Origin of the sequence: Bacillus sp. MM09(2025) (assembly GCF_050496725.1) — a bacterium.
Classification (GTDB): Bacteria; Bacillota; Bacilli; order Bacillales; family Bacillaceae; genus Bacillus; species Bacillus pumilus.
The window spans coordinates 1,281,801-1,306,190 of record NZ_JBNWEN010000004.1 but is presented as its reverse complement, the minus strand read 5'-3'; the positions used below and the strand labels follow the sequence as shown (position 1 = coordinate 1,306,190).

Below are 24,390 nucleotides of genomic sequence, written 5' to 3'. Positions count from 1 at the left end.
AGCATATCCTTAATTCGAGATAAATATATTTTTTTGGTTTAATATCTCGAATTCGAGATAATATAAAGACGTCAGTAAAGACAAAATGAATAGAGGCTTGTTACTTCATGATTAGGAGGTCATTAGAAGTGAAGAAAACAGAAGGAATTCACCATATCACAGCAATTGTAGGGCATCCTCAAGAGAACGTTGATTTTTATGCAGGTGTTTTAGGACTTCGTCTCGTGAAGAAGACCGTGAATTTTGATGATCCAGGCACTTACCATTTATATTTTGGAAATGAAGGAGGATCTCCGGGAACGATTATCACGTTTTTCCCTTGGCCAGGTGCTCAAAAGGGACAAATTGGCGCAGGCCAAGTCGGCGTGACGACATATGTTGTACCACCAGGCGCTTTCTCTTTCTGGAAGGAACGTCTTGAGCAGTTTGATGTTTCTTATGAAATGGTCAAACGCTTTGATGAAGCCTTTCTCTCATTTGAAGATCCACACGGCTTGTTGATTGAGCTAGTAGAACGTGCGGAGGGAAAACAAAATGATTGGACATTTAACGGCGTTACGCCAGATGTTGCGATAAAAGGGTTTGGGGGAGCTGTTTTATTAACATCACAGCCAGAGCAAACGATGCAGTTGCTAGAACAAACAATGGGTTTTGAACGTGTTGGAGAAGAAGAGGACTATGTGAGATTCCGTTCGTTTGGTGAGATCGGCAATGTCATTGATGTGAACAAGACACCTGTTGCACGCGGACATATGGGTGTTGGGGTGGTGCATCATATTGCATGGAGAGCGACAGATGATCAGGACCAGTTAGATTGGCAAAGACATATTGCACAAAGCGGATATCAAGTGACACCTGTGCAAGATCGAAATTACTTCAATGCCATTTATTTTAGAGAGCTTGGCGGCATATTATTTGAAATTGCAACTGATCCTCCAGGGTTTGCACACGATGAATCAGTGGAAACTATGGGGGAAGCATTGAAACTGCCACCGCAATATGAAGCGCAGCGCAGTCAGATTGAACAAATTGTGCTGCCAATAGAAGTGAGAGAGTTGAAAGGGAAAGGAGATGCATGATGAAACATCTTTTTCGAAAAGGAAAGAATGAACAAAGACCTGTTTTGTTATTACTGCATGGTACTGGCGGAACGGAAGAAGATTTATTGCCGCTTGCCGATTTAGTTGATGCTGACGCTTCTGTTCTTAGTGTGAGAGGAAATGTGTTGGAAAACGGTATGCCGCGTTTTTTCAGACGTTTAGCAGAAGGTATATTCGATGAGCAGGATTTAATTGAGCGGACAGAGGAACTGTATACATTTATCGGAGAAGCAGCAGATGAATATGGGTTCGATCGTCACAATGTCGTCGCTCTCGGATATTCCAATGGGGCAAACATTGCAGGAAGTCTTTTATTCCATTACAAGGATGCGTTAAAAGGAGCGATCCTGCATCATCCAATGGTTCCAAGACGCGGAGTTTCATTGCCTTCATTGGCGGGGAAACAAGTCTTTATCGCAGCTGGTGAAAATGATCCAATGTGCCGCCCGGAGGAATCACAAGAGCTCGAGCAATTGCTTAAAGACGCAGGCGCTTCAGTCACACTACATTGGGAAAATCGCGGACATCAGCTAACGAGAGAAGAAGTCGATGCTGCGGCATTATGGTATCGTCGTCAATTTTAATGAAGGTAGGGAATATAGATGGGTTTTTTACAGAAGCTTTTTGGGCAAACCAAACAAAAGGAGATGGAACAAATGGAAAACGTAAAATTAGCAGTTATTTATTATAGTTCAACAGGTACAAACTATCAGATGGCAAAATGGGCAGAGGCTGGAGCGAAAGAAGCAGGCGCCGAAGTTAAAGTATTAAAGGTTGCTGAATTGGCACCAGAATCAGTTGTAGCATCAAATCCAGCATGGAAAGCGCACTTAGACGAAACAAAGGATGTTCCTGAGGTTCAATTAAGTGATTTAGAGTGGGCAGATGCCATCATCTTTAGCATGCCAACACGTTTTGGTAACTTACCGGCTCAAATGAAGCAATTCTTAGACACTACTGGCGGCCTATGGTTCCAAGGGAAATTGGCAAACAAAGCAGTAAGTGCGATGACCTCTGCACAAAACCCAAATGGCGGGCAGGAACAGACCATTCTTAGCCTTTACACAACGATGTTCCACTGGGGAGCGATTATTGCTGCTCCTGGATACACAGATGACTCATTGTACGGTGCAGGGGGCAACCCTTACGGCGTGAGTGTCACTGTTGACCAAAACGGAAAGATTCAAGAGGATGCAGAAGCTGCTGCAAAACATCAAGCAAAACGTACAGTCAATGTAGCAGAATGGATCAAAAAGGGTCAAAACGCTTAATCGATGGATACAAAAAGAATGCAGCCTAGGCGCTGCATTCTTTTTTATTTAATAAGGATCTGATGGTGTGCTGTTGTTAATTGCTTCGTTCACGGCTTGTGCGGCGCCTGTAGAGCCGATAGGTCCGCTTGGCTGTTCTTGTTTGAAGGCTTTTAAGCCGTCAGCGACCCGCTTTCCGTAATCAGGGTCTGCCTTTGTAAAGTTTTCGATCATTTGCTCTTGTATGTCCTTTTGACAGGTCGCAAGGGTGTTGACTAAGTTCTTAATCAATTCCTCACGTTCCCAATCATTGAAGCGGCGATACGTTTCTCCAGCTTGTCCGAAGTCGTTCGGGCGGTCAATGGCTTCCCGTTTGACGTCACCCTCTACAAAAGGCGTATGATCCTTTCCATCCTGTTTGGCTTCTTTTAATCCGCCGAGGATCGATGGTTCATAATTCACATGAGGATTTTGCCCTTTGCCTTGATCGACATGGTATTCCATTTGCCCATCTCTTTGATTCGTGGCGACATGCCTTTTCGGTGCATTGATTGGTAGTTGTAAATAGTTCGGTCCCACACGATATCGCTGCGTGTCAGAGTAAGAGAAGGTGCGCCCTTGAAGCAATTTATCATCTGAGAAATCCAAACCGTCTACGAGAACGCCAGTCCCAAAGGCGACCTGCTCAACTTCAGCGAAATAATTTTCTGGATTTTTGTTTAACACCATTCGTCCGATCGGTTTCCATGGATAGTCATCCTTGTACCATAGCTTTGTCGGATCAAGCGGGTCAAAATCAAGGTGAGGGTGGGCATCATCTTCCATGATCTGTGCATAGACCTCCCATTCAGGATGGTCTCCTTGCTCAATGGCCTCATATAAATCCTGTGTGGCATGATTAAAGTTTTCACCTTGTATCGCTTGAGCCTGTTCTTGTGTCAGATTGCGAATACCTTGCTTCGGTTCAAAGTGATATTTGACCAGCACCGCTTTTCCTTCATGGTTCACCCATTTGTAGGCATGGACACCTGAGCCTTGCATGTGCCGATAGGTTGCTGGGATGCCCCATGGTGAAAAGAGAAATGTCACCATATGTGTCGCTTCAGGAGATTGCGAGACGAAGTCAAAAATACGCTCGCCGTCCTGCCGATTCGTAACAGGGTCTGGCTTAAAAGCATGAACCAAATCTGGAAACTTCAAAGCATCTCGGATAAAGAAAATTTTCAGGTTGTTTCCAACGAGGTCCCAATTGCCTTCTTCTGTATAAAATTTAATTGCAAACCCTCTCGGATCGCGCAATGTTTCTGGCGAATGACCGCCGTGAATGACAGAAGAAAAACGGACGAAAACAGGTGTCTTTTTCCCTTTTTCCTGAAATAATTTTGCTCTTGTATAAGTAGAAATAGGTTCATCACCGAATGTGCCATAGGCTTCAAAGTAACCGTGAGCTCCCGCCCCGCGCGCATGGACGACACGTTCGGGAATACGTTCGCGATCAAAATGACTGATTTTTTCTAGGAAATCATAGTTTTCAAGCGTAGTTGGTCCTCTATTTCCAACGGTTCTCATATTTTGATTGTCTGTTACGGGGTGACCTTGCCGATTTGTTAAAGTGTCTTCTGACTCTGAGGATGGCTTAGGGTGTTGATCTTCTTTCATTTCGAATCCCTCCTTCAATATCTCCCTAACAATATGGTCATCTTTCTCCCTATTTCATACAAGGATTGATATAATGATTGAAAACTTTCACGAGGAGCGAACCTGATGATTCGATTACACTGCCTTCATGCCCATCCGTCTAATCAGTCCTATATAGAAGACGTGTTTCATGATACTGAAATTGAGCTTCATCACACGGTCGATTCATCATTTATAGAACGTGCCACACAAGATCCAGATTTTAACCTTCACAAGCAGCAAACCTATGCCATCAACAAATTGATGAAAGAAGATGAAGCCGACATCATTTTGCTCACGTGTACACAATATATTGCCGCTTTGGGCGATCAGCAGCATCTCATTAAACAACCGATTGTTCCGATCGATGAGCCGTTATTTGAGCTGATTTGTCAGAGAAAAGGGCCTCTTCAACTTGTATTTTCAAACCCGGATACAGTGGATGGGACTATGGAGCGGCTAAAGTCATATGCAAAAGAGCACGGCAAGCAAATTGATGCGGAGGTTATGGTAATGGAGGATGTCTTTCACCTTTGCCTAAACGGTGATATGTCCGCTTATGAGGAGCAAATTAAAAAGCAGCTCAGAAGATGTATGAAAAAAAGTGGAGACATTTGCGTGATGCAGCTATCAATGGTTCATGCGGCACAGCAGATGGAAAAGGAGACAGGCATTCCGATCATTCAGCCGCTTTCCCCACTTAAACAATTTGTCCATCAAACAATATCCGCTTTGAAGGAGTGAACCAGTCTGGTTCGCTCTTTTTGTATAGAAACGGAAATGGAATGACATGTTAAAAAAATAATTGAGCGCAAACTATTTTCAAAAGGTGCGCGTCTATCCATTGTAAGAAATAACCGATGCGCATTTAAGATAAAGGAGCTCTTTGTAAAATGAAGAAACGAAAAATTGAGGATCAATTTGCTGATTACGTAATGGAGCATAAACACAGTTTTTATCGATTGTCCTATAGTTATGTCAAAAACCCGGAAGATGCGATGGATGTCGTTCAAGAGGCGATTCATAAAGCACTCAAATCTGTTCACCGATTAGAGGATGCAACCAAAATGCATAGCTGGTTTTATAAAATCGTGGTGAACGCTGCCCTAGACTTTTTACGAAAGAAGAAGCGGGTGCAGGTGACAGACGATGATACACTTGAGTTCTTATCACAGGGTGAATCAGATGTCTATGAAGATCAAGATGTCAGAAGAGCCATAGAGGATTTGCCCGACATGTACCGGGTCATCATTATTTTGAGATTCTTTGAAGATTTAAAACTAGAGGATATCGCCCACATTCTCGAAGAAAACGAAAACACCATCAAAACAAGATTATATAAAGCGTTGCGGCTTTTAAAAGTAGAATTATCGCAGGAGGAAATATAAATGGATAAGCATTTGAAACAGTTAAAAGAGGAATATTTAGAAATCCCTATTCCGCCGGAATTTGATGCTATGGTTGAACGAACATTAAAACGAAAAAACAAAAAACCTCATTTTCAGCAATGGACGATCGGACTTGTTGCTGCGGCTGCTTTATTTGTCACGACTGTGAATGTCAGCCCGCAGGCGGCAAGAGCGATTTCGGAAATTCCTGTCATTGGCGAGCTAGTAAAAGTCGTGACATTCACAGAATTTAAAAAGAGTGATCAAGGAACGAATATTGACCTCAAAACACCACACGTTTCAGGGCTTGGGGACGGAAAATTACAAGACAGCCTGAATCAAAAATATTTAGCTGAAAACAAAAAGCTGTATCAAGATTTTGAAAAGGAAACAAAGGGTTATAAAAATGGTCATTTGAGTGTAGAGAGCGGATATGAAGTGAAAACAAACAATGATCAAATTCTTTCACTAGGTCGATACAAGGTGACGACTCAGGCTTCTGCGGCAGAGGAAATGACGTATGATACGGTGGATAAGAAAAACCATGTACTCATTACATTACCAAGCTTGTTTAAAGATGATCGTTATATTGATGTGATTAGTGAAAATATTAAAGAACAAATGAAGAAACAGATGAAAGAGGATTCAAATAAGATTTACTGGATTACCAAGCAAGATACGGTTGATCCGTTTAAGAAGATTCAGCCAGATCAAAGCTTCTATATCAATTCAAAAGGCAAACTGGTGATTTCCTTTAATGAATATGATGTGGCGCCTGGTTACATGGGTGTAGTTGAATTCACGATTCCAACAAGTGTATTAAAGGATATTCTTGTCAGCGATATGTACATTCATTAAAAGAAGAAAAAAGACTGCTGAACAGGTCAGCAGTCTTTTTGTGTTTATGAAGAAAGAGCGTCTGTCAGTGCAGGTACGACTTGTTTCTTTCTTGAGACAACACCTTTTAGTAAAGCGGTGTTGTTTTCAAGTGTGACGTTAAATGCTTTTTCTACTTTTAACGCTTCGGTACCGAGTGCAAGTGCAAGAGAGTCATTTTCTAGAATGTCTGTGATCACTAGAACGAATAGATCAAGACCTTTCGCTGCGATGACTTCATTGATTTTCGCTTCAATGTCAGCCTGTCTTGCTGTAACTTCTGCAATATCTACTGTATTGACTTGCGCAATTTCCACTTTGCTATTGCCTAGTGCGAATTCTTTTGCATCAATTGTAATTAATTCTTGAACCGTTTTTTGGCTTAGGTCAGCGCCAGCTTTTAGCATGTCTAGACCGTAAGCTTCCGGATCTACCCCTGCAATTTTAGCTAGCTCATGCGCAGCATCAATGTCTTGTTGTGTGCATGTTGGGGATTTGAATAGCAAGGAATCAGAAATGATTGCAGATAAAAGCAAACCAGCGATTTCTTTTTCAATCTTCACTTGGTTCTCTTTGTACATTTTGTTTAAGATTGTTGCTGTACAGCCAACAGGTTCAGCGCGATAGTATAGAGGTTCACTTGTTTCAAAGTTGGCAATACGGTGATGGTCAATGACCTCAGTCACTTGTACTTGATCAATATCACTTACACTTTGTTGGAATTCGTTATGATCGACAAGAATGACTTGCTTTGTTTCGTTTGCAGCCGTTTCAATGAAACGAGGTGCATCTTGTTGAAAGAAATCTAGTGCGTATTGTGTTTCTCCATTGATTTCTCCAAGTCTGACCGCTTCTGCTTCGACGCCGATTTTGTTTTTTAGATCAGCGTAAGCGATAGCAGAGCAAATCGTGTCTGTGTCAGGGTTTTTGTGTCCGAATACGAGTGTTTTTCCCATATGAATTCTCCTTCTTACATTTATTGATGATGTGTCTATTCTAACAGCTTTTGTCCTTGAATTCAGGGTTTATAGCTAAGAATAATCTAAAAAATTGTAACATGCTGTTTGAAAAGTTGCATGTACGAATTGGTATCAGTGTTCCACGTGAAACGCTCCTAAGATAGACTGCATTTTACTTGCGATTTACCGCTATGGTAAAATAAAGGTTGGGGTAAGACATGGTGTAGCTTACATCGTACGTATACATAGAAGGACACATTGAGCAAGATATAGTAAAAGGATTGGATAGAGGTGAAGGTGTGAAACAAACAAAAGCGTTAGTAGAGGGCGCTATCATGATCAGTATTTTCTCTGTCATGACGCTGTTTTATTTGTATGTGCCGCTATTATCCATTATTTTCTTTCTGGCTGCTCCGATTCCGATCATCCTCTATACAATCAGGCACGGTTTGAAAAAAGGAATTGCTGCTGGCGCTATTGGGATAGTGATCAGCTTTTTAATTGGGTCTATTAATGGACTCATGACTGCACCAATTCTGATTGCTGTCGGATTAGGCATGGGTGTTTTCTACAGCAGACGGCAGCCTGGGAATGCCATCATTGCAGGTGCGCTGATCTATTTATTCAGTTTCCTTATCTCCTTTGTTGTCAGTGTTCAGCTTTTTCAAGTCGATATTATGAGTGTCGCGAAAGAGTCGATTGAGCAAATGATTCCAATGTTAGAGAGTGCCTTAAAGCAATCCGGTGCTTCTGAGCAGGACATTGCGAAGCAGCTGAAGCAGTTCAGAGAGATAAAGGATTCCGCATTGAGTGCTTTACCTGTCGCGCTGTTAATTGGTGTCACGTTGCTGGCGTTCGTGAACCACTGGTTCGTGCAGCCTCTGATCAAACGGTTTGTCAAAGACATGCCAGCCTTGAAGAAATTTAAGGATATGCGGCTGCCAAAAAGCATGGTATGGTATTATTTACTCACACTGCTTTTGATGCTGATTCAGACGGAAAAAGGCAGCTTTTTATGGCTCGTTCAAACGAGTGCTTTTCAAATTTTATTTATACTGGTGCTTATTCAGGGATTTTCTTTTATCTTCTATTATTGCCATGAAAAAAGCATCTCAAAAGCGGTGCCCATTTTCGCTGTCGTGTTAGGGGTTCTCTATCCGCCAGTCGGTGTGATTGTGCGTATTATAGGGATTGCTGACATAGGCTTTGATTTAAGAGAAAAAGTAAAAAACAAATAATTCACTCTGAATGTTGAGGAGTTGATATCAGTGCCAAGCTTCTATAGAAAACCTGTCATCAAGTATCCGATCATCGCTTTGATTGTCCTAGCGGTGGTCACAGTCCTCCTCAACCTTTATTATAATTGGATCATAGGAGCGGTTGGTCTTTTAGTCCTTGCAGGTGTGCTCTACCTCTTAAAGTGGGCAGATACGCAAGTGCAAAAAGAGATTGATTCATATATTTCAACATTATCCTATCGAGTCAAAAAGGTTGGAGAAGAAGCATTAATGGAAATGCCAATTGGTATTATGCTGTTTAATGACCAGTATTATATCGAATGGACAAATCCATTTCTCGCTTCGTGTTTTCATGAAAGCACGCTTGTCGGCAGATCCTTGTATGATACATTCGAGTCCATTGTGCCTCTAATTAAACAAGAGGTCGAGACAGAAAATGTGACACTGAATGACCGGAAATTCAAAGTCATTATTAAACGGTCAGAGCGCCTTTTATATTTCTTTGATGTCACAGAACAGGTACAGATTGAAAGACAGTACGAAAATGAACGAACGGTGTTATCTTATATCTTTTTAGACAATTACGATGATGTCACGCAGGGTCTTGACGATCAGGTACGCAGCACCATTAATAGTGAAGTGACGTCTCTGTTAAACAATTGGGCACAGGAATATGGCATTTTCCTGAAGCGAATTTCGTCCGAACGATTTATGGCGGTTCTAAATGAGAGTATTTTAGCAGAGCTGGAAGCGTCGAAATTCTCTATTTTAGACGAGGTCCGTGAGAAAACAGGAGCGCATAGTGCGACGCTTACCCTGAGTATCGGGATCGGTGCGTCCGTGCCTTCTTTAAAAGAGCTTGGGGCGCTTGCGCAGTCGAGTCTTGATCTTGCCCTCGGACGAGGCGGGGATCAGGTAGCCATTAAGCAGCCGAATGGAAAAGTGAAATTCTACGGCGGAAAAACGAATCCAATGGAGAAACGGACACGTGTACGCGCACGAGTCATTTCTCATGCTTTAAAAGAGATTGTATCTGAAAGCAGCAATGTCATGATCATGGGGCATAAGTTCCCAGACATGGACTCGATCGGTGCATCCATTGGGATTTTAAAGGTCGCTCAGGCCAATGGGAAAGAAGGCTATATTGTCATTGATGCCAACCAGATTGGGGACAGTGTTCAACGCTTGATTAGTGAAATTAAGAATTATGAAGATCTTTGGTCACGTTTTATCACCCCAGAGGAAGCCATGGAGCTTGCAAAGGATGACACGCTGCTGGTGGTCGTGGATACACATAAACCGTCTCTTGTTATGGAAGAACGACTGCTCAATAAAATTGAAAATGTCGTGGTCATTGACCATCATAGACGCGGCGAGGAGTTTATCCGTGATCCATTACTTGTCTATATGGAGCCGTATGCATCATCCACAGCAGAGCTTGTGACAGAGCTTTTAGAGTATCAGCCGAAGAAATTGCGCATTAACATGATTGAAGCGACTGCGCTTCTCGCAGGGATCATCGTTGATACGAAGAGTTTCTCGCTGAGAACGGGATCAAGAACGTTTGATGCAGCCTCCTATCTTCGTGCGAAGGGGGCAGATCCTGTCCTTGTGCAAAAATTCCTAAAAGAGACCGTCGATCATTACATCAAACGGGCAAAACTTATTCAGCATACAGATCTGTATCAAGATCAGGTGGCGATTGCTTCATTACCGTCAGACAGCTCGGAGTATTATGATCAAATTACGATTGCCCAGACGGCTGATTCCCTGTTGTCAATGAGTGAGGTAGAAGCGTCATTTGCTGTCGCAAGACGAGATGACAACACGGTGTGCATTAGTGCGAGATCATTAGGAGATATCAATGTCCAAATTATCATGGAAGCGTTAGATGGCGGCGGTCATTTAACTAACGCTGCAACCCAAATGTATGGTATAACCATTGAAGAAGCGGTAGAGCAGTTAAAAGCTGCCATTGATGAATATTTCGAAGGAGGGGTTCAAAGATGAAAGTCATCTTTCTAAAAGACGTAAAAGGCAAAGGGAAAAAAGGCGAAGTCAAGAATGTAGCTGACGGATACGCTCACAACTTTCTCATCAAACAGGGGTTAGCAGTTGAAGCAAACCCAACGAACCTAAGCGCATTGGAAGGGCAGAAGAACAAAGAGAAAAAGAATGCCATCCAAGAGCTTGAACAAGCGAAACAACTAAAAGAAACACTTGAGGCGCTAACAGTGGAACTAACAGCAAAATCAGGTGAAGGCGGCCGTTTGTTTGGATCAATTACAAGCAAGCAAATCGCTGATAAATTGCAAAAGGATCATCAAATCAAAGTCGATAAGCGCAAAATCGAGCTAAATGACGCCATCCGTGCATTAGGTTACACAAATGTACCGGTGAAGCTTCATCCTGAGGTACAAGCAACATTAAAGGTACACGTGACAGAACAAGCATAAACAGTAAAGAACCCGTCTCTCATGAGGAGGCGGGTTCTTTTTTATGATGGATCTGATATATAGACGTTTCGTCCAGCACGCATACCGGATAAAAGCATGAAAAATAAGATGATGATAAAGATGATAATGGATGGCGTCCATGTATGTGTGAAATCAAAAAGGATACCGATCATGAAAGGACCAACGGCGGCTAATAAATAACCGAGAGACTGCGCCATTCCGGAGAGGGCAGCGGCTTGCTCCAGATTGGTCGTCCGTAAACCGATAAAAGTGAGCGCCAGACTGATGCTGGCACCTTGTCCAATGCCGATCAATAAAACAGAGATCACAAGAATAGGCGTCGATCCTCCGAGAAGAAGTCCGATCATACCAAGTAAATACACAAGGACAAGACCGAAGACAAGCGGTCTTTGTGTTTTTAACTTTTCTGCAAAAACAGGCGCTAAAAAGGTTGATGGCAGCCCAGCAAACTGCATAATGGACAGCATCCAGCCGGCTGTCGACAGGTTCATTCCATGTGATGTTAAGATATCAGGAAACCAGGCGATGCTGCTATAGAAAAGGAATGACTGCAAGCCCATAAAAAAGGTCACCTGCCATGCGACACGCGAACGCCATATCGGCTGCTCTTTGAGCGAAATGCTTTTGACGGCCGCTGTGTTCTGATGAAGAAGCTGCGGCGCCCAGACCATCATCGCGAGAAGTGCAAGGCCAGCCCATACGAGGAATGAAGTATTCCAGCCGCCAGGCATCGTATGGCTGAGCGGAACACTGACACCTGATGCAAGTGCCGCAAAGACGGACATCGAAGTCGTATACACGCTCGTCATCAAACCAGCATGTGCAGGAAATTTATGCTTCACCAGCCCCGGTAAAAGCACATTACATATCGCAATCCCGACACCGACAAGCGCGGTTCCCACCATTAAGAAGGTGATCGAGCCAAACGAGCGAATCACAATCCCAAATAGAAGGACAGCAAGCCCAAGCCAAAGGGTTCGTTCATTGCCAAGACGCTTTCCGATTTTAGGTGCAATTGGAGAAAGCAATGCGAATGAGAGCAGTGGTAAAGTGGTGAGAAAACCCGCAAGTCCATTTGAAAGCTGCAAATCGGAACGAATGGCGCCGATGAGAGGTCCCACGGACGTAATGGCAGGCCGCAGGTTAAATGCAATGAGTAAAATCCCAGCAATCAGCAGGATGGTTTGTCCCTTGCTGCGGGGGTGTAATGTTGATTGTTCTAGTTGTTGTTCCATGAATGTAAACTCCTTTATTTCTTTAAGAAGAACGATCTTTCTTCTGTTCAAGTTCTGCTAGTTTAGCGATTAAGATATGTTGCGGCATATGCATGATTTGTTCAATGGGTACATTAAGTGATGCCGCAAGTTTTTGTGCTGTATCGGCTGAGATTTGTAAAGGTCTCATACGCAAATCCCTCCTCTTTCAATCTATAAGTTCCAATATATCATATCGGCTTTGTGCCATGCAGATAAAAAATTAGTGTTCTCTTTGATAAAACCACTTTAGGGCTGATAAGAAATTTTTTTGAAATTGTTTCAGATGATGGCCCTCCCCTTGTTCGATGTGATAGTGCAGCTGCCATGCCTGCATCCCTTTCTGTAATAAAAGATCATGTAGTTGTTTATTGAATAAAGGCATGTGCTGTTGAGCAGATGTTTTGCCTTTACCTTCTTCACTGCCTACAGACAAATAAATAAGGTGATCCACATACTGAATGCTTTGTTGTTTAGCAAACGGCAGAAAATCTTGATACCAAAATGACCCAGAGATAGATGCGATGTTTTTAAAAAGATCAGGGTACATCAATAAAGTATAAATTGCAAATAGCCCACCTAATGAAGCACCTATGTGACTATGTTCATGACAGGTCTGTTTGACTGGGTATTTTTTTTTGATATATGGGAGCAAGTCATTCGCTAAAAATGACACATACGTCTGTGCCTCGCCTTTAAAGTCAGGAAACCCAGAGTGCAGTGATGACGCCTTCCATGGTGTATACTCGTCGAGTCGATTGAAGGGGTGTATGCCGACAATGATGATTGGAGAGATGGTTTTGGCTTCGATCAGTCTTTCGATCTCTAGCAGGTGTGTTCTAAATAAAGAAGAGCCATCTTGTACAAAGACAGCTGGAACATTAATAGAGGTGTCCTGTGGAACGTAAATATCAAGCTGACGCCCGTTAAACTCGTCATATAGAAACGTTCCGTTCATATGTATTCACTCCTCAAGATTCTCAAATAAGCTGAAAAGAAGACAAAGGGCTAAACATTAACCCTTTGTCTTCTTTTTTTAGTTGTTTTTCTCTAACCATTTGACGGCCTTATCAAGGAAGGTTGTTTTGCTTAGTGCAGTTCCTCCTTGAAGCATAGGATCAACGACATTTTCATTGATGTGCCCATTTTTCACAGCTTTTAGGCTTGTCCAAATTTTATTTTCCTCTAAGTCTTTTAATGCGTTAGGTTTCGATGAGTTTTCCTCTTTAGAGAACTGAACGAAAATATAGTCAGGATTGAGTTCGCCCAGGCGCTCCAATGAAATCAATGCTTGTGCTTTGGCTTTTTTGATATCACTTGGTGCTGTAAATCCTAAGTCCCCATATAAGGTAGAGTTGAAGTATACGTCTTCAGGGTACACGTACAGGTCGCCTTGTCTAATGCGTAAAATGACAGCTGTTTTGTTGCTGCTTTTGTCTTTCAGGATTTCTTTCGCTTGTTTGAGGTCTTTCTGATAATCAGAAATGATGTTTTTCGCTTCTTCACTTTTTCCAGTAAGTGTACCGAGCAATAAAAGATTGCTTTCCCAGTCAGAAGAGACATGGGATACTGGGATTGTTGTTTGGATTTTGTCCAATTTTTTAATTGTTGCAGGTGGAAACTTTGTTGATCCGAGTATCACATCTGGTTTTAATTTTAAGATTTTTTCTAGGTTCGGTTCTGTTTTTTCACCGATGCCTTCTGTTTTCGCTGTGATGTCTTTAAATAATTCAGGGAATGCGCCGCCTACTGTAGAAGCACCAATAGGCTCGATATCAAGTAATTTGGCATCTTCCATTGATTCTAGGCTTCCAGCAATGACAATTCGTTTCACTGGCGTTTTGAGTTTGTACGTTTGATCTAAGTAATTGATGCTTGTTTCTGCTATTTCAGCTGACTTGCTTTTGGTTGTGTTTGAAGCAGGTTTATTTTCTGCAGCACCACAGGCAGCTGTGGTGATCGTCATGATACAAAGGATAAGCAATGCTAACCATTTTTTCATTTGTTTTCTCCTTTAACTGATAATTGTTCTCAATTAAAGATTGTATTAGGCTTTTGTCCTTTTATCCATAGACAATTCTCTGCCAAATGATGGACTTTTTACGGAAAAAAAGATAAAAGGTCCTGAATGACTCGTTTATGACTGGCTGCTGTGTATTCACGCCAAGGGTCAGATGCTAGTGGATAGACTGCTTGCTGCGTCACAGCTTTGAGATTTTGCCAATCTTCCTGTTGCTTTAACTTTTGATAAAAAGCAAGGGTTTTTGGCTCCTTATGCAAGTAGAGGAAGATGGCGTCTGGATCTAGCTGTTGTATGGAGCGAATGGTTATTTTTTGTTCTAATAGCTGTCCATCATTCTGAAAAGCTGGCAGAAGACCAATATCATGAAAAATCACTTCTGACATGGTGCGATTTACAGACAAGTAGAGTTGATCTTGAAAGATGCGAAGAGGCAGGACGGTTTTTGGTGGATGATCAAAAAGGCATGTCTTTTTCGCCTGAATGACGAGCTCCTCATAATGAATCAACCATTCTTCTGCTTCCTTCGCTTCGTTTAGGAACATAGCTGTTTGTCTGAATTGAGTGCGCCAATCCAATTGGGTGAATGGAACAAAGTGAACAGGACAGATGGTTTTCAACACTTGTTTTTCTTCTTCTGTCACATGATCATTGGCAATGATTAGCTCAGGTTTTGTTTCCTTTAATTGCTGTAAATTGGATTCAGCGTGCTCGTTGATCCGATGTGCACTCAGGTGAATCGGGATTTCTTCTGCATGATGCTCAAAATCATGTGCTGTCCATTTAGGGTGAAGAGGGGCAGCATACGGGATGATATGAATGGGTGTGAGCTGACCGAGTATGGAATGGCCATAGGCTGCAATTTTCCGCTGACGGCTTTTCATATAAGTAGAAGGGGTCATGCCCGTTTTTTTCTTAAAGATGCGGCTAAAGTAATAGGGATCTTGATAGCCGATTTCCAGTGCAATGTCTTTGAGCTTTGCGTTGCCTTTTGCCATTAACTGTTTGGCTCTAGCCATCCTTTTCTTGGTGATATAATCAGTGACACTCACATTAAAATGCTTTTTAAATAGCTCACTGTAATGATTGGCGCTGATGCCAGCCATTTGAGATAGACTAGTAAGGCTGAGGGGTTCTTCGGAATGTTGATCAATATATTGTTTTGTTTTGAAAAGGGCATGTGTCGTGTCACAAATATCTTCATTATGCAGTGTGAAAAGCTGCAGGATGAGCTGTTGAAAAAGGGTTTGGCTTCTAAAAAAGCTAACGGATTCATGTCTTTTCCATTCCTCTGTCATTTCGGACAGTAAAGAATGAATTTGTTCAATTGAGCTAATATCGATAAATTGCCATACATTCAGTAAAGACCGGGCATGTTCAGTTGATACTTCTTCTATGTGTTGACCTTGCGGCGTGTACATTTGAAAGCGAAGCAGATAGAGCTCGTGTTTTTGATAAGGCTTTGTTTTTAACATAAATGTCTCATCAGACAGAATTGTATAGAGCGTTAGATTTTTCAATCGCCATTTTTGATCGTTCAGCATGAGTAAGCCGCTGCTGCTTATGCTAACGAGGAGGCAATATGTATCTGATAACTGCTGCTCCTTATGCGGAAGCTCTGCATTCTTTATTTTTTCAGCAAATGTCAATCGATAGATGAATTGTTCGGCATTTGCCATTGTACGTAATTGATTGTTTCCCATAAAACCACCTGATCTCTTATTTGTTGATAAACATTCTCAATTAAATTGTAGCAGAAAGAGCTTGAAAGATGGTGATGTTTATTCTGTCAAAAAAGCACCCTGAGTCAGATCAGGGCGCGATGATTTAGTCTGTTTTTCCATGTGCTAGCACAGGTTCTTTTGTTAAGCTTAATGGCCATAAGTCCTGCCAGTGTGTCTGGATATAATCGATGCAGGCATTTCTAGTGTCTTCACCAAAGACCTTTTCCCACCCATCTGGCACTGGTGCAAATGATGGCCAAAGTGAATGCTGTCCTTGTTCATTGACAAGCACAAGAAATACACCGTCTTCACGATCAAAGGGATTTGTCATTTGTCATCTCTCCTTTATTCTTAGTGCTTTTGTTTGACCCGATGCAGAGCGTTGTCTAAGATGACACCAATTTCTGCTAGGGGTTTAGGCTGGCACATGTCTTTGTGCCGGCAATGAATGTCGTGCTGTTCAATGGTTCCGTTGATATAAGGTGCCCATGCTTCGGGATCAATTGGTGTAAACCAATCTGGGATAATGGTAGATCTAAAGAATAATATGTCCCCATGATAAGTTTTTGGCTGATATTCTCCGAGCAATCGAACTGAATTGACATAGGTTTCCTTTAGATTTCTAATGGCATCTTCACTTAAGCTTGCTAGTGCACTGCCGTCTTTCTTCAAGATGTCGACAGCACTTTTCATCGTGAGTGGTTCACCTGTTAAGGTATCTGGATCATAACCGCCGAGTGCAAGAAGAGCGATTAGTGCTTCTTCTTCATCGGGTGCTTCTTTAATCGGTAAGAAATGGTTTGGATAGGCATCGAGCATCGCAACGAGAGCGATTTCTTCACCTTGCTGCTGGAGTTGAGTAGCCATTGCTTGTACAACGTTTCCACCAAGTGACCAGCCAAGAAGGTGATAAGGGCCTTTTGGTTGAATCGTTCGGATATGCTTGATATAATCCGCAGCCATATCATCTAGTGTGTACGGGTAGTCATCTTTTCTTGCAATGCCTCGTGCTTGTAATCCATAAATAGGGATGTCTTTCTCTAATGTATTCAAGAGACCTGCATAGCACCAGCTAAGACCACCAGCTGGGTGAACACAGAAGAGAGGATATCTTTCTCCATTTGTTCGTAGCGGCAGCAGGATTTCTAGTGCGTTTTCATCACTTCCTGTTTCTAGTTTCTCTGCCAAGCTGGCAACGTTTGGTGCTTCAAACAACGTTCCGATGCTTAGTTTGACACCAAGTGCATCACGAATGCGGCTGATTAAACGAACCGCAAGTAAGGAATGCCCGCCAATATCAAAAAAGCGATCGTCAATGCTGATTTTTGGCAAATCAAGCACCTCTTCAAAGAGGTGGCATAGAACTTCCTCTTTCGGGTTTCTTGGGCCGCGGCCATCCGTCTGCTGTATGTGCAATTGAGGTGCCGGAAGTGATTTTTGATCCAGCTTCCCGTTTGCTGTAAGTGGCATCGTATCAATCTGTACATAAGCCGCAGGCACCATGTAATCAGGAAGACTGGCTGACGCAAAATGGCGAAGAGTCTCTGTATCGAAACGCTCTTCTTCAGTTGTGACGATGTATGCGACTAATCGTTTGTCGCCAGGCTGATCCTCTCGCATAATCACGGCAACTTGTGCAACTGCATCGTGGCGTGATAGAACGGCTTCGATTTCTCCAAGTTCAATTCTAAACCCGCGTATTTTAATTTGATGATCAGCTCTGCCGATGTAATCAAGTGCCCCATCTTCTGTCCAGCGAGCGAGGTCGCCAGTTCGATACATCCTTGTGCCAGGTGCTCCATAAGGATCGGCAGGGAACCGATCTGATGTCAGATCAGGCCTGCCTAGATAACCTCTAGCCAAACCAGCTCCAGCTACATACATTTCACCTGTCGTCCCAGGTGGAACAGGCTGTAGGTATTCATCTAGTACGTACACGCGTAAATCAGGAATCGGTTCGCCTATTAAGCTGCTGGATTTCTTTGCGATCATGTCTCGATTGAGTACATTGTACGTAACGTGTACGGTGGTTTCTGTAATGCCGTACATGTTAATTAGCTTTGGCTTGCAGTCTGAGTGACGGCTGTACCAATCTTCTAATCTGCTAAGCTCTAATGCTTCACCGCCAAAGATGACATAGCGGAGTGATAATGCTTGACCAAGTGTTTGTTGTTCCTTGTCTATCTGCATGAGCTGATAGAAGGCAGAAGGTGTTTGATTAAGCACAGTCACACCTTCATCGACTAGAAGCTGCAGCATCTCTTCTGGAGAACGAGAGATGGTATGAGGAACAATGACAAGCCGACCGCCATATAAAAGGGGTCCCCATATTTCCCAAACTGAAAAGTCAAAGGCATACGAATGGAACATTGTCCAAACATCCTCTTCATCGAAATGGAACCAATGTTCAGTAGATGTCAGAAGACGGATGACATTTTGGTGTGGAATGACCACTCCTTTTGGTTTCCCTGTAGATCCGGATGTATAAATAATATAGGCCGGATGCAGAGGAGATAGCGGCTCAATTCTGTCTATATCAGCCGGATTGTGATTTGGCGTCATCTGTAATTGATCATTTGTTTCTTTTTCGTCTAACAAAATCAAATCGCAATCAGCAGGGAGATGCAATGCAGCTGCTTTTGTTGTGATGCTGCAAACTGGTTTAGCATCTTGTATCATGTATGCCAGCCTGTCTGCTGGATAGTCAGGATCAAGCGGAACATAGGCTGCGCCTGCTTTATGAACGGCTAATAGGCTGACGAGCATATCGATTGATCTAGGCAGGGCAAGTGCAACGAACTGTTCTGGTCCAACGCCTCTTTCTATTAATAAATGAGCAAGACGATTTGCTTTGTTGTTTAACTCTTCATAGGTAAGCTGCCTCTTGCCATCCGTTACTGCCACTCGATCAGGATATTGCTGCACCGTTTTTTCAAATAAGGTCGGGAGACGATGTGCTTGGTCTAACTGAGCAAATGTCTTTTTGTCAGGTAGAAATGTTTGCCGCTCTTTATCTGATAAAATGTTCACTTGACCAATCGGCAGATGTGGGCGCTCAACTACCTCTGTTAAAAAGCGCTTCATTCTGGCAGCGATTGCTTGAATGGTACTTTGTTTAAATACATCTGTGCTGAATTCAAACAATCCTGTTAATCCTGCTGCTGACCCAGTTTCAGTTCTTTGTTCTGTTAATTCGATGGTCAGATCAAATTTAGCTGATCCTACTGGTTTCACGTAGAGGTCTGAGTCAAGTTGTGTCAGCTTCATTTCCGCCTTCGGTGTATTTTGGAAGGCAAGCATGACCTGGAACAATGGATTGCGTGACCTGGAGCGAGTTGGATTTAGAATTTCCACTAGCCGTTCAAATGGCAGATCCTGATGCTCATAGGCTGCTAAGTCGACGTCTCGCACTCGCTTCAATAGCTCACTAAAGGTTGGATTACCAGCTGTATTTGTACGTAATACTAGTGTATTCACAAACAATCCCACAATGTCGTCAAGTGCATCGTCATTCCGCCCAGCAATTGGACTACCAATAGGGATATCTGTTCCCGCTCCAAGACGTGTCAGTAATGCTGCAAGTGATGCTTGAAGCACCATGAACAAGCTCACCTGATGCTGCTTTGCAAGTTCAAGGAGCAGCTGGTGTAAAGCGGGCTCAATCGCAAAGTCGATCGTAGCACCGTTGAAGCTTCCTTCCTGTGGACGAGGGTAGTCATAGGGAAGCTCCAGTTCTTCAGGCAGGTCATGTAAGGCACCTGTCCAATAGGTAAGCTGCTTGGCAAATAGACTATCTGTCTCTTCTTCACTTCCCAACAGCTTCTGCTGCCAAATAGCGTAGTCAGCATATTGAACAGGTTCGGCTGGCAAGGAGATTGATTTTCCTTGTATACGGGCTTCGTAAGCAGCAGCTAAGTCTCGTGTCAATGGTGCAAGTGACCAGCCGTCACCAGCGATATGATGCAGCAATAGAAGCAGCACGGATCGATTTGCATCAAGTATGAATAAGTCAGCTCGAAGTGCAGGTTCTTCTTCAATCTTAAAGCTATAGCGAATGGCTTCGTTTAACTGATTATCAATTTGTTGATCACTTGAAGCTGTGACGTGGAGTTCAGGCTGAACACTTTTCGAGTGTAAAATAACCTGTCTTGGCATGCCGTTCTTATTTGGAAAGATGGTTCTAAGGGTTTCATGTTTTTCAGTGATATCTGCTAAAGCACCACTGAGAGCTTTTTGATCTAATGTACCTGTCAGCTGAATGACAAGTGGAATATTGTAAGTTGGACTTGGCCCTTCAAGACAATGAAGGAACCAGAGCCGTTTCTGAGCAAAGGATAACGGAATCTCATCTGGCTTGTTTTCTACCTGAAGCGGCGGCCGAATGTCCTTCGCTTTGTCTAAGTGCTGTGCAAGTTCAGCGACTCGAGGTGATTCAAAAATGGTGCTCATGCTTAGGTCTGCACCGAATGTATCGCGTATACGTCGAAGCAGACGAGCGGCAAGTAAAGAATGTCCGCCTAAATCAAAGAAACTATCATCTATGCCAATTTGAGATACGCCAAGGGTTTCTGCTAATAAACTACATAACATGTCTTCTTGGGGTGTTCTAGGTGTACGCTCAGAACTAACTAAAGACATATTTGGCACCGGCAATGCTTTGCGATCGATTTTGCCGTTTGGTGTAAGTGGCAGTTCCGGCAAAAAGACAACAGCAGAAGGCACCATGTAGTCTGGAAGTAACGCAGCCACAAACTGCCTAAGCTCTGAAGGGTGAAGAGAAGAGTCGTCTGTCAGCACAACATACGCACAAAGCAGCTGTTGTCCAGGTTGATCCTCCCGAACGATAACGGATGTATGCTTTATGGCTGGGTGCTGCATAATAACTGTTTCAATTTCACCTAGTTCAATACGGAAGCCGCGAATTTTAATTTGATGATCAGCACGGCTAATATAATCAATCGAGCCATTCTCACGCCATCTGGCTAAATCACCAGTGCGATACATTCTCGTGCCTTTTGTGCCGAATGGATCAGCGACAAATCGTTCAGCCGTTAAGTCATATCGGCCAAGATATCCTCTGGATACTCCTTCACCTGCAATATAAAGTTCACCGATTGATCCTGCTGGGACTGGGTTTAGTCCTTCATCTAAAATGTAAATGCTTGTATTCCAAATGGGTTTGCCAATCGCCGGTCCACTATTCTCTCGATGTGCTGTGACATTTTCCATGGTAGACCAGATCGTCGTTTCTGTAGGTCCGTACAAATTGGTAATGTCGCATTGAAGAGATTGTAATGTGTGCAAAAGGGAGGCAGGGAGTGCTTCTCCTCCAACAAGAACACGCATACCTGTTATCACGTCAGGGTAATCATCTGCTAACGCATGCCACAACGTTGGTGTTGCCTGCATGATTGTGACATGATGAGAACGAATCATGTCTGAAAGCTTTGCTGGTTCTTGTATCGTTTCTTTTTTTGCCAATAATATAGCGGCACCATGTAAAAGCGGGAGGAACATTTCTAGCCCGGAAATATCAAAGGCAATGGTCGTTACCGCTAAAAGCTGGTCCCCTTGATCTAATAAAAATGAATCTTGCATGGACAATATAAAGTTGATCACATTTCGTTTTGTTACAACAACACCCTTAGGCTTCCCTGTCGATCCTGACGTGTAGAGGATGTAAGCCGGGTGATGCGGGGAGCCTTCGCTCCAAGTCGGATTGAGATGCGGACTGTCTGCTATCTCCTGATGAACAATTGAATCATCCAGTTGAACGATGTGCGGATGCTCCAAACCGTCTGCTGTCTCTTTGACTGTGAGCAAGCACGCCGGTTTGGCATCTTCTAGCATATAGGCGACACGGTCGTTAGGGTAATCAGGGTCTAGTGGCAGATAGGCGGCTCCTGTCTTGATAACGGCTAATAGACTTACGACCATATCGATGGAACGAGGCATAGCAATTGCGACAAATTGTTCTGGTCCAATGCTGCGCTTTTTCAAATAATGAGCCAATTGATTTGCCCGCTGATTCAACTCTTCGTATGTCAAAGTGATTTCTTCAAACTGTAATGCTTTTGCTTGTGGTGTTTTGCTGACTTGTTTTTCAAATAGTTCCCGTAAAGATTCTTTTGGTAATTCTCGTTTTGTATCATTCCAGTGCTTGAGAATGTTCTCTTTTTCTTCAGACAAAAGAAGGTTGAATTGACTGATTGTCTGATCTTGCTCTAGTCCGGTTATTTCCTCCAGCAATTGAAGAAAACGCTGCTGATGAGCGTCAATTGTTTGCTCTTTGTAAACGGCAGGGTTTGCATCAAAGTCGATTTGAAATCCGTTCCCATCTGCGCGGTCGTATATGTTGATCGATATATCATCTACGGGTCCTGCTGAAAGATTATGTGCTTGACCAATGCTCTGATCGAACTTGAGATCATAATCAAATGGCATGATATTGATCTGCGGGCCGAATAATCGTTGATTTCTTCCGATGAGTTTAAAGTCTCTCCGCATGTCTTCATGACGATATCTTTGATGAGGACGAATGGCTTTCAGTTCATCAGATACTTGGTGAACAAGTGCTGAGAGCGTCATTTCTGGTTTGCATGTTAAACGAAGCGGTACCAGGTTCATGACCATTCCGGGTGTTTGCAAGGCGCACGATCCAAGGCGCATCATAACAGGTAATCCTAAAACAATATCATGTGCACCCGTCATACGATGCATATATAGAGCGGATGCCGCAAGAATCATTTCATGCCACGTACCACCGAAAAATTGAGCATTTTTTTTCATTTTGCTTACCTTTTCGGCATCGCAGCTAGCCGTTTTGCGGATAAAATGATCCGACGTTCTTGGGGCAAGCTCAGCAAGACTGACAATTTCAGGTTGATCAGCAAAGCGATTTTTCCAAAAAACTCGATCATCTTCATACCGATTGGACTGTTGATAGGTGATCTCCTCTTGGACTACGTCAAGTAAGGCTCCAAATGTTTGAGGAGGCACAGAAGTCCCTTTCGATAGGGCTGAATAGATCTCAGCAACACGACGTGCAATGAGCGAAAAGGCGAATCCATCAATGGCAATGTGATGAATGCGCTGATACCAGATAAAACGGTCGTCAGCAAGTTGAAAAAGTATTTCACGGAATAATACATCTTTCTCTAAAGAGACTGGTGTTGCAAGGTCTGTCTTCATCCATGCTTTAGCCGCATCAAACGGCTGTTTTTCATTTTGTAAATTGATATATTGAAATGGAATCTCTTTCTTAGATATCAACCATTGCTTTGGACCGTCAGTATCCTCAACGAAGCGCATATACAAGGAATCTGCTTCTATAACAGTCTTTCTAATGGCTGCTTCAAAGTGTACGGGATCAATTGGACCTTTAATATCTATATACTCAGCTGTATTGAAAATAGGATTAGATGGATCAAGCTGCTGCGCATACCAAATGCCTGATTGGGCACCGGTTAGTGGGAATGAATCGACTGACTGGATCGACAAGGGTCTATACCTCCTTTACAAGTAATCGATATTTGGGATAGATGGCTGTTTTTCTGGGAAGAGAAGAGTCCGCCAAGACGTGAGCGTTGGATTTGCTGCAAGCTCAACGAAATTGACTGTTGCCCCTTGCTGTCTCCATTTTTCCGCTAGACTCATCATTCTAATTGAATCAAGGCCAAGGTAGACGAGATTCTCATCAAGCGGTATTTCATTTGGATTGATTTGGAGATACTCAGCTACTTGGTGAACGATGGTATCAAAGGATAGGTCATCTTCTGCTTCCTGTCCTGTTAAACGACGAATGATTTGATTGGTCGTTGTGGTCACCGCACAGCGTTCAGCTGCATAGGTCATTGCCATTTTGTGATGCTTAAGTGAAAAGTCAGCAACGGCATCGGCGACAAAAAAGGTTTCAATATCGAGCATGAATGCTTCTGCGGCTGTTAGCATACAGCCAATATGTGCATATACGCCAGTAATGATCAGTTGATCACGTCCGCCTTCGTGAAGAAGATCTAAAAAGTTGGATTTTTTGAATGCGCTATAACGCCATTTTGTCAGCATTGTATCTGCTTCAGATGGAGCAAGCTGATCAATGATTTTTGTCAATGCTTCATCATCACCAAGTCCAGGCCCCCAAAAATCTGTTAATAAGGCACGATCCTTCGGGTCTTGGTCACCAGGTTGAGCTGTATAGACGACAGGAATGCCAAGTTCTTTGCATGTATCACGTAATTGTTCAATATGCTGCACTAACTCTGTGATCGGTGATGTATCTTGTTGAAATGCATTTAAAAAATATTGCTGCATGTCATGTATCAGCAGGACAGCACGCTTCGGATCAGGGATCCAGTTCACTTTATTTTCGGGTAAATCTTGTATGCTTGGCATTGGATACGCAGGAATAGTAGGGATTGCCATGGTTTTC

At 42.9% G+C, this 24,390-nt stretch carries 19 protein-coding genes; 9 read left to right on the top strand and 10 right to left on the bottom strand.

Annotation, left to right across the window (positions count from 1 at the left end):
* Positions 1-107: 107 nt before the first annotated feature.
* The 3 genes from ACQYAC_RS12975 to wrbA are packed head-to-tail and all read left to right on the top strand — an operon-like array spanning position 108 to position 2,371.
* Positions 108-1,079 (top strand): ring-cleaving dioxygenase, encoded by a 972-nt coding sequence (locus tag ACQYAC_RS12975; RefSeq protein ID WP_268497250.1) that lies wholly within the window; start codon positions 108-110, stop codon positions 1,077-1,079.
* Positions 1,076-1,684, top strand: coding sequence for an alpha/beta hydrolase (locus ACQYAC_RS12970; RefSeq protein ID WP_429943450.1), 609 nt, complete (start codon positions 1,076-1,078; stop codon positions 1,682-1,684). Before ACQYAC_RS12975 ends, ACQYAC_RS12970 begins: the two co-directional genes overlap by 4 nt.
* An 18-nt stretch (positions 1,685-1,702) precedes the next feature.
* Positions 1,703-2,371, top strand: coding sequence for an NAD(P)H:quinone oxidoreductase (wrbA, locus tag ACQYAC_RS12965; RefSeq protein WP_058013194.1), 669 nt, complete (start codon positions 1,703-1,705; stop codon positions 2,369-2,371).
* Between the two features lie 48 nt (positions 2,372-2,419).
* Here the strand turns inward: wrbA and katX are convergent, their stop codons facing one another.
* The gene (gene katX / locus ACQYAC_RS12960) at positions 2,420-4,009 is read right to left on the bottom strand and encodes a catalase KatX (protein WP_429943449.1); all 1,590 of its coding nucleotides are present in this window, start codon (positions 4,007-4,009) and stop codon (positions 2,420-2,422) included.
* 105 nt (positions 4,010-4,114) lie between these two features.
* Here katX and ACQYAC_RS12955 point away from each other — a divergent pair, with 105 nt between their 5' ends.
* From ACQYAC_RS12955 to ACQYAC_RS12945, 3 genes are all read left to right on the top strand, one after another.
* The gene (locus tag ACQYAC_RS12955) at positions 4,115-4,771 is read left to right on the top strand and encodes a hypothetical protein (protein ID WP_061410190.1); all 657 of its coding nucleotides are present in this window, start codon (positions 4,115-4,117) and stop codon (positions 4,769-4,771) included.
* 149 nt (positions 4,772-4,920) lie between these two features.
* Positions 4,921-5,415, top strand: coding sequence for an RNA polymerase sigma factor (locus ACQYAC_RS12950; protein ID WP_050944666.1), 495 nt, complete (start codon positions 4,921-4,923; stop codon positions 5,413-5,415).
* A complete protein-coding gene (locus tag ACQYAC_RS12945; protein WP_169056112.1) occupies positions 5,416-6,273 on the top strand; it encodes a DUF3298 and DUF4163 domain-containing protein in 858 nt (285 codons plus the stop codon).
* A gap of 44 nt (positions 6,274-6,317) precedes the next feature.
* Here ACQYAC_RS12945 and ACQYAC_RS12940 read toward each other — a convergent pair whose 3' ends face one another.
* Positions 6,318-7,247: a manganese-dependent inorganic pyrophosphatase gene (locus ACQYAC_RS12940; protein ID WP_429943448.1), complete on the bottom strand. Its 930-nt coding sequence runs from the start codon at positions 7,245-7,247 to the stop codon at positions 6,318-6,320.
* A gap of 302 nt (positions 7,248-7,549) precedes the next feature.
* On the opposite strand from ACQYAC_RS12940, the gene ACQYAC_RS12935 reads away from it, so the two are divergent.
* From ACQYAC_RS12935 to rplI, 3 genes are read left to right on the top strand one after another with little or no spacing between them, the layout of a single operon-like run.
* The gene (locus ACQYAC_RS12935) at positions 7,550-8,488 is read left to right on the top strand and encodes a YybS family protein (protein ID WP_144461921.1); all 939 of its coding nucleotides are present in this window, start codon (positions 7,550-7,552) and stop codon (positions 8,486-8,488) included.
* 30 nt (positions 8,489-8,518) lie between these two features.
* A complete protein-coding gene (locus ACQYAC_RS12930) occupies positions 8,519-10,498 on the top strand; it encodes a DHH family phosphoesterase (protein ID WP_061410187.1) in 1,980 nt (659 codons plus the stop codon).
* The gene (rplI, locus tag ACQYAC_RS12925) at positions 10,495-10,944 is read left to right on the top strand and encodes a 50S ribosomal protein L9 (RefSeq protein ID WP_044139055.1); all 450 of its coding nucleotides are present in this window, start codon (positions 10,495-10,497) and stop codon (positions 10,942-10,944) included. The genes ACQYAC_RS12930 and rplI overlap by 4 nt, the downstream gene beginning before the upstream one ends.
* 41 nt (positions 10,945-10,985) lie before the next feature.
* Here rplI and ACQYAC_RS12920 read toward each other — a convergent pair whose 3' ends face one another.
* The 8 genes from ACQYAC_RS12920 to ACQYAC_RS12885 form a co-directional block, all read right to left on the bottom strand.
* The gene (locus ACQYAC_RS12920) at positions 10,986-12,200 is read right to left on the bottom strand and encodes a CynX/NimT family MFS transporter (RefSeq protein ID WP_429943447.1); all 1,215 of its coding nucleotides are present in this window, start codon (positions 12,198-12,200) and stop codon (positions 10,986-10,988) included.
* Between the two features lie 22 nt (positions 12,201-12,222).
* Complete coding sequence (locus ACQYAC_RS12915; RefSeq protein WP_003214589.1) at positions 12,223-12,369, bottom strand: YycC family protein; 147 nt, start codon at positions 12,367-12,369, stop codon at positions 12,223-12,225.
* Between the two features lie 72 nt (positions 12,370-12,441).
* A complete protein-coding gene (locus tag ACQYAC_RS12910) occupies positions 12,442-13,176 on the bottom strand; it encodes an alpha/beta hydrolase (protein WP_429943446.1) in 735 nt (244 codons plus the stop codon).
* A gap of 78 nt (positions 13,177-13,254) precedes the next feature.
* Entirely contained in the window at positions 13,255-14,220 is a 966-nt protein-coding gene (locus ACQYAC_RS12905; protein WP_429943445.1) for an ABC transporter substrate-binding protein, read from the bottom strand.
* A 98-nt stretch (positions 14,221-14,318) separates the two neighbouring features.
* Positions 14,319-15,941 carry an AraC family transcriptional regulator gene (locus ACQYAC_RS12900; RefSeq protein WP_429943444.1) on the bottom strand — a complete coding sequence of 541 codons (1,623 nt, stop codon included), beginning with the start codon at positions 15,939-15,941 and terminating at the stop codon, positions 14,319-14,321.
* Between the two features lie 124 nt (positions 15,942-16,065).
* Entirely contained in the window at positions 16,066-16,293 is a 228-nt protein-coding gene (locus ACQYAC_RS12895; RefSeq protein WP_429943443.1) for an MbtH family protein, read from the bottom strand.
* Between the two features lie 20 nt (positions 16,294-16,313).
* The gene (locus ACQYAC_RS12890; RefSeq protein ID WP_429943442.1) at positions 16,314-23,462 is read right to left on the bottom strand and encodes an amino acid adenylation domain-containing protein; all 7,149 of its coding nucleotides are present in this window, start codon (positions 23,460-23,462) and stop codon (positions 16,314-16,316) included.
* 15 nt (positions 23,463-23,477) lie between these two features.
* The gene (locus tag ACQYAC_RS12885) at positions 23,478-24,383 is read right to left on the bottom strand and encodes an isochorismatase family protein (protein WP_058013207.1); all 906 of its coding nucleotides are present in this window, start codon (positions 24,381-24,383) and stop codon (positions 23,478-23,480) included.
* Positions 24,384-24,390: the final 7 nt, after the last annotated feature.

Excerpts from the sequence above, each read along its gene's own strand:
- ACQYAC_RS12975 (WP_268497250.1), top strand. The coding sequence starts at position 108 with ATGATTAGGAGGTCATTAGAAGTGAAGAAAACAGAAGGAATTCACCAT.
- ACQYAC_RS12970 (WP_429943450.1), top strand. The coding sequence starts at position 1,076 with ATGATGAAACATCTTTTTCGAAAAGGAAAGAATGAACAAAGACCTGTT.
- wrbA (WP_058013194.1), top strand. The coding sequence starts at position 1,703 with ATGGGTTTTTTACAGAAGCTTTTTGGGCAAACCAAACAAAAGGAGATG.
- katX (WP_429943449.1), bottom strand. The coding sequence starts at position 4,009 with ATGAAAGAAGATCAACACCCTAAGCCATCCTCAGAGTCAGAAGACACT.
- ACQYAC_RS12955 (WP_061410190.1), top strand. The coding sequence starts at position 4,115 with ATGATTCGATTACACTGCCTTCATGCCCATCCGTCTAATCAGTCCTAT.
- ACQYAC_RS12950 (WP_050944666.1), top strand. The coding sequence starts at position 4,921 with ATGAAGAAACGAAAAATTGAGGATCAATTTGCTGATTACGTAATGGAG.
- ACQYAC_RS12945 (WP_169056112.1), top strand. The coding sequence starts at position 5,416 with ATGGATAAGCATTTGAAACAGTTAAAAGAGGAATATTTAGAAATCCCT.
- ACQYAC_RS12940 (WP_429943448.1), bottom strand. The coding sequence starts at position 7,247 with ATGGGAAAAACACTCGTATTCGGACACAAAAACCCTGACACAGACACG.
- rplI (WP_044139055.1), top strand. The coding sequence starts at position 10,495 with ATGAAAGTCATCTTTCTAAAAGACGTAAAAGGCAAAGGGAAAAAAGGC.
- ACQYAC_RS12920 (WP_429943447.1), bottom strand. The coding sequence starts at position 12,200 with ATGGAACAACAACTAGAACAATCAACATTACACCCCCGCAGCAAGGGA.
- ACQYAC_RS12915 (WP_003214589.1), bottom strand. The coding sequence starts at position 12,369 with ATGAGACCTTTACAAATCTCAGCCGATACAGCACAAAAACTTGCGGCA.
- ACQYAC_RS12910 (WP_429943446.1), bottom strand. The coding sequence starts at position 13,176 with ATGAACGGAACGTTTCTATATGACGAGTTTAACGGGCGTCAGCTTGAT.
- ACQYAC_RS12905 (WP_429943445.1), bottom strand. The coding sequence starts at position 14,220 with ATGAAAAAATGGTTAGCATTGCTTATCCTTTGTATCATGACGATCACC.
- ACQYAC_RS12900 (WP_429943444.1), bottom strand. The coding sequence starts at position 15,941 with ATGGGAAACAATCAATTACGTACAATGGCAAATGCCGAACAATTCATC.
- ACQYAC_RS12895 (WP_429943443.1), bottom strand. The coding sequence starts at position 16,293 with ATGACAAATCCCTTTGATCGTGAAGACGGTGTATTTCTTGTGCTTGTC.
- ACQYAC_RS12885 (WP_058013207.1), bottom strand. The coding sequence starts at position 24,383 with ATGGCAATCCCTACTATTCCTGCGTATCCAATGCCAAGCATACAAGAT.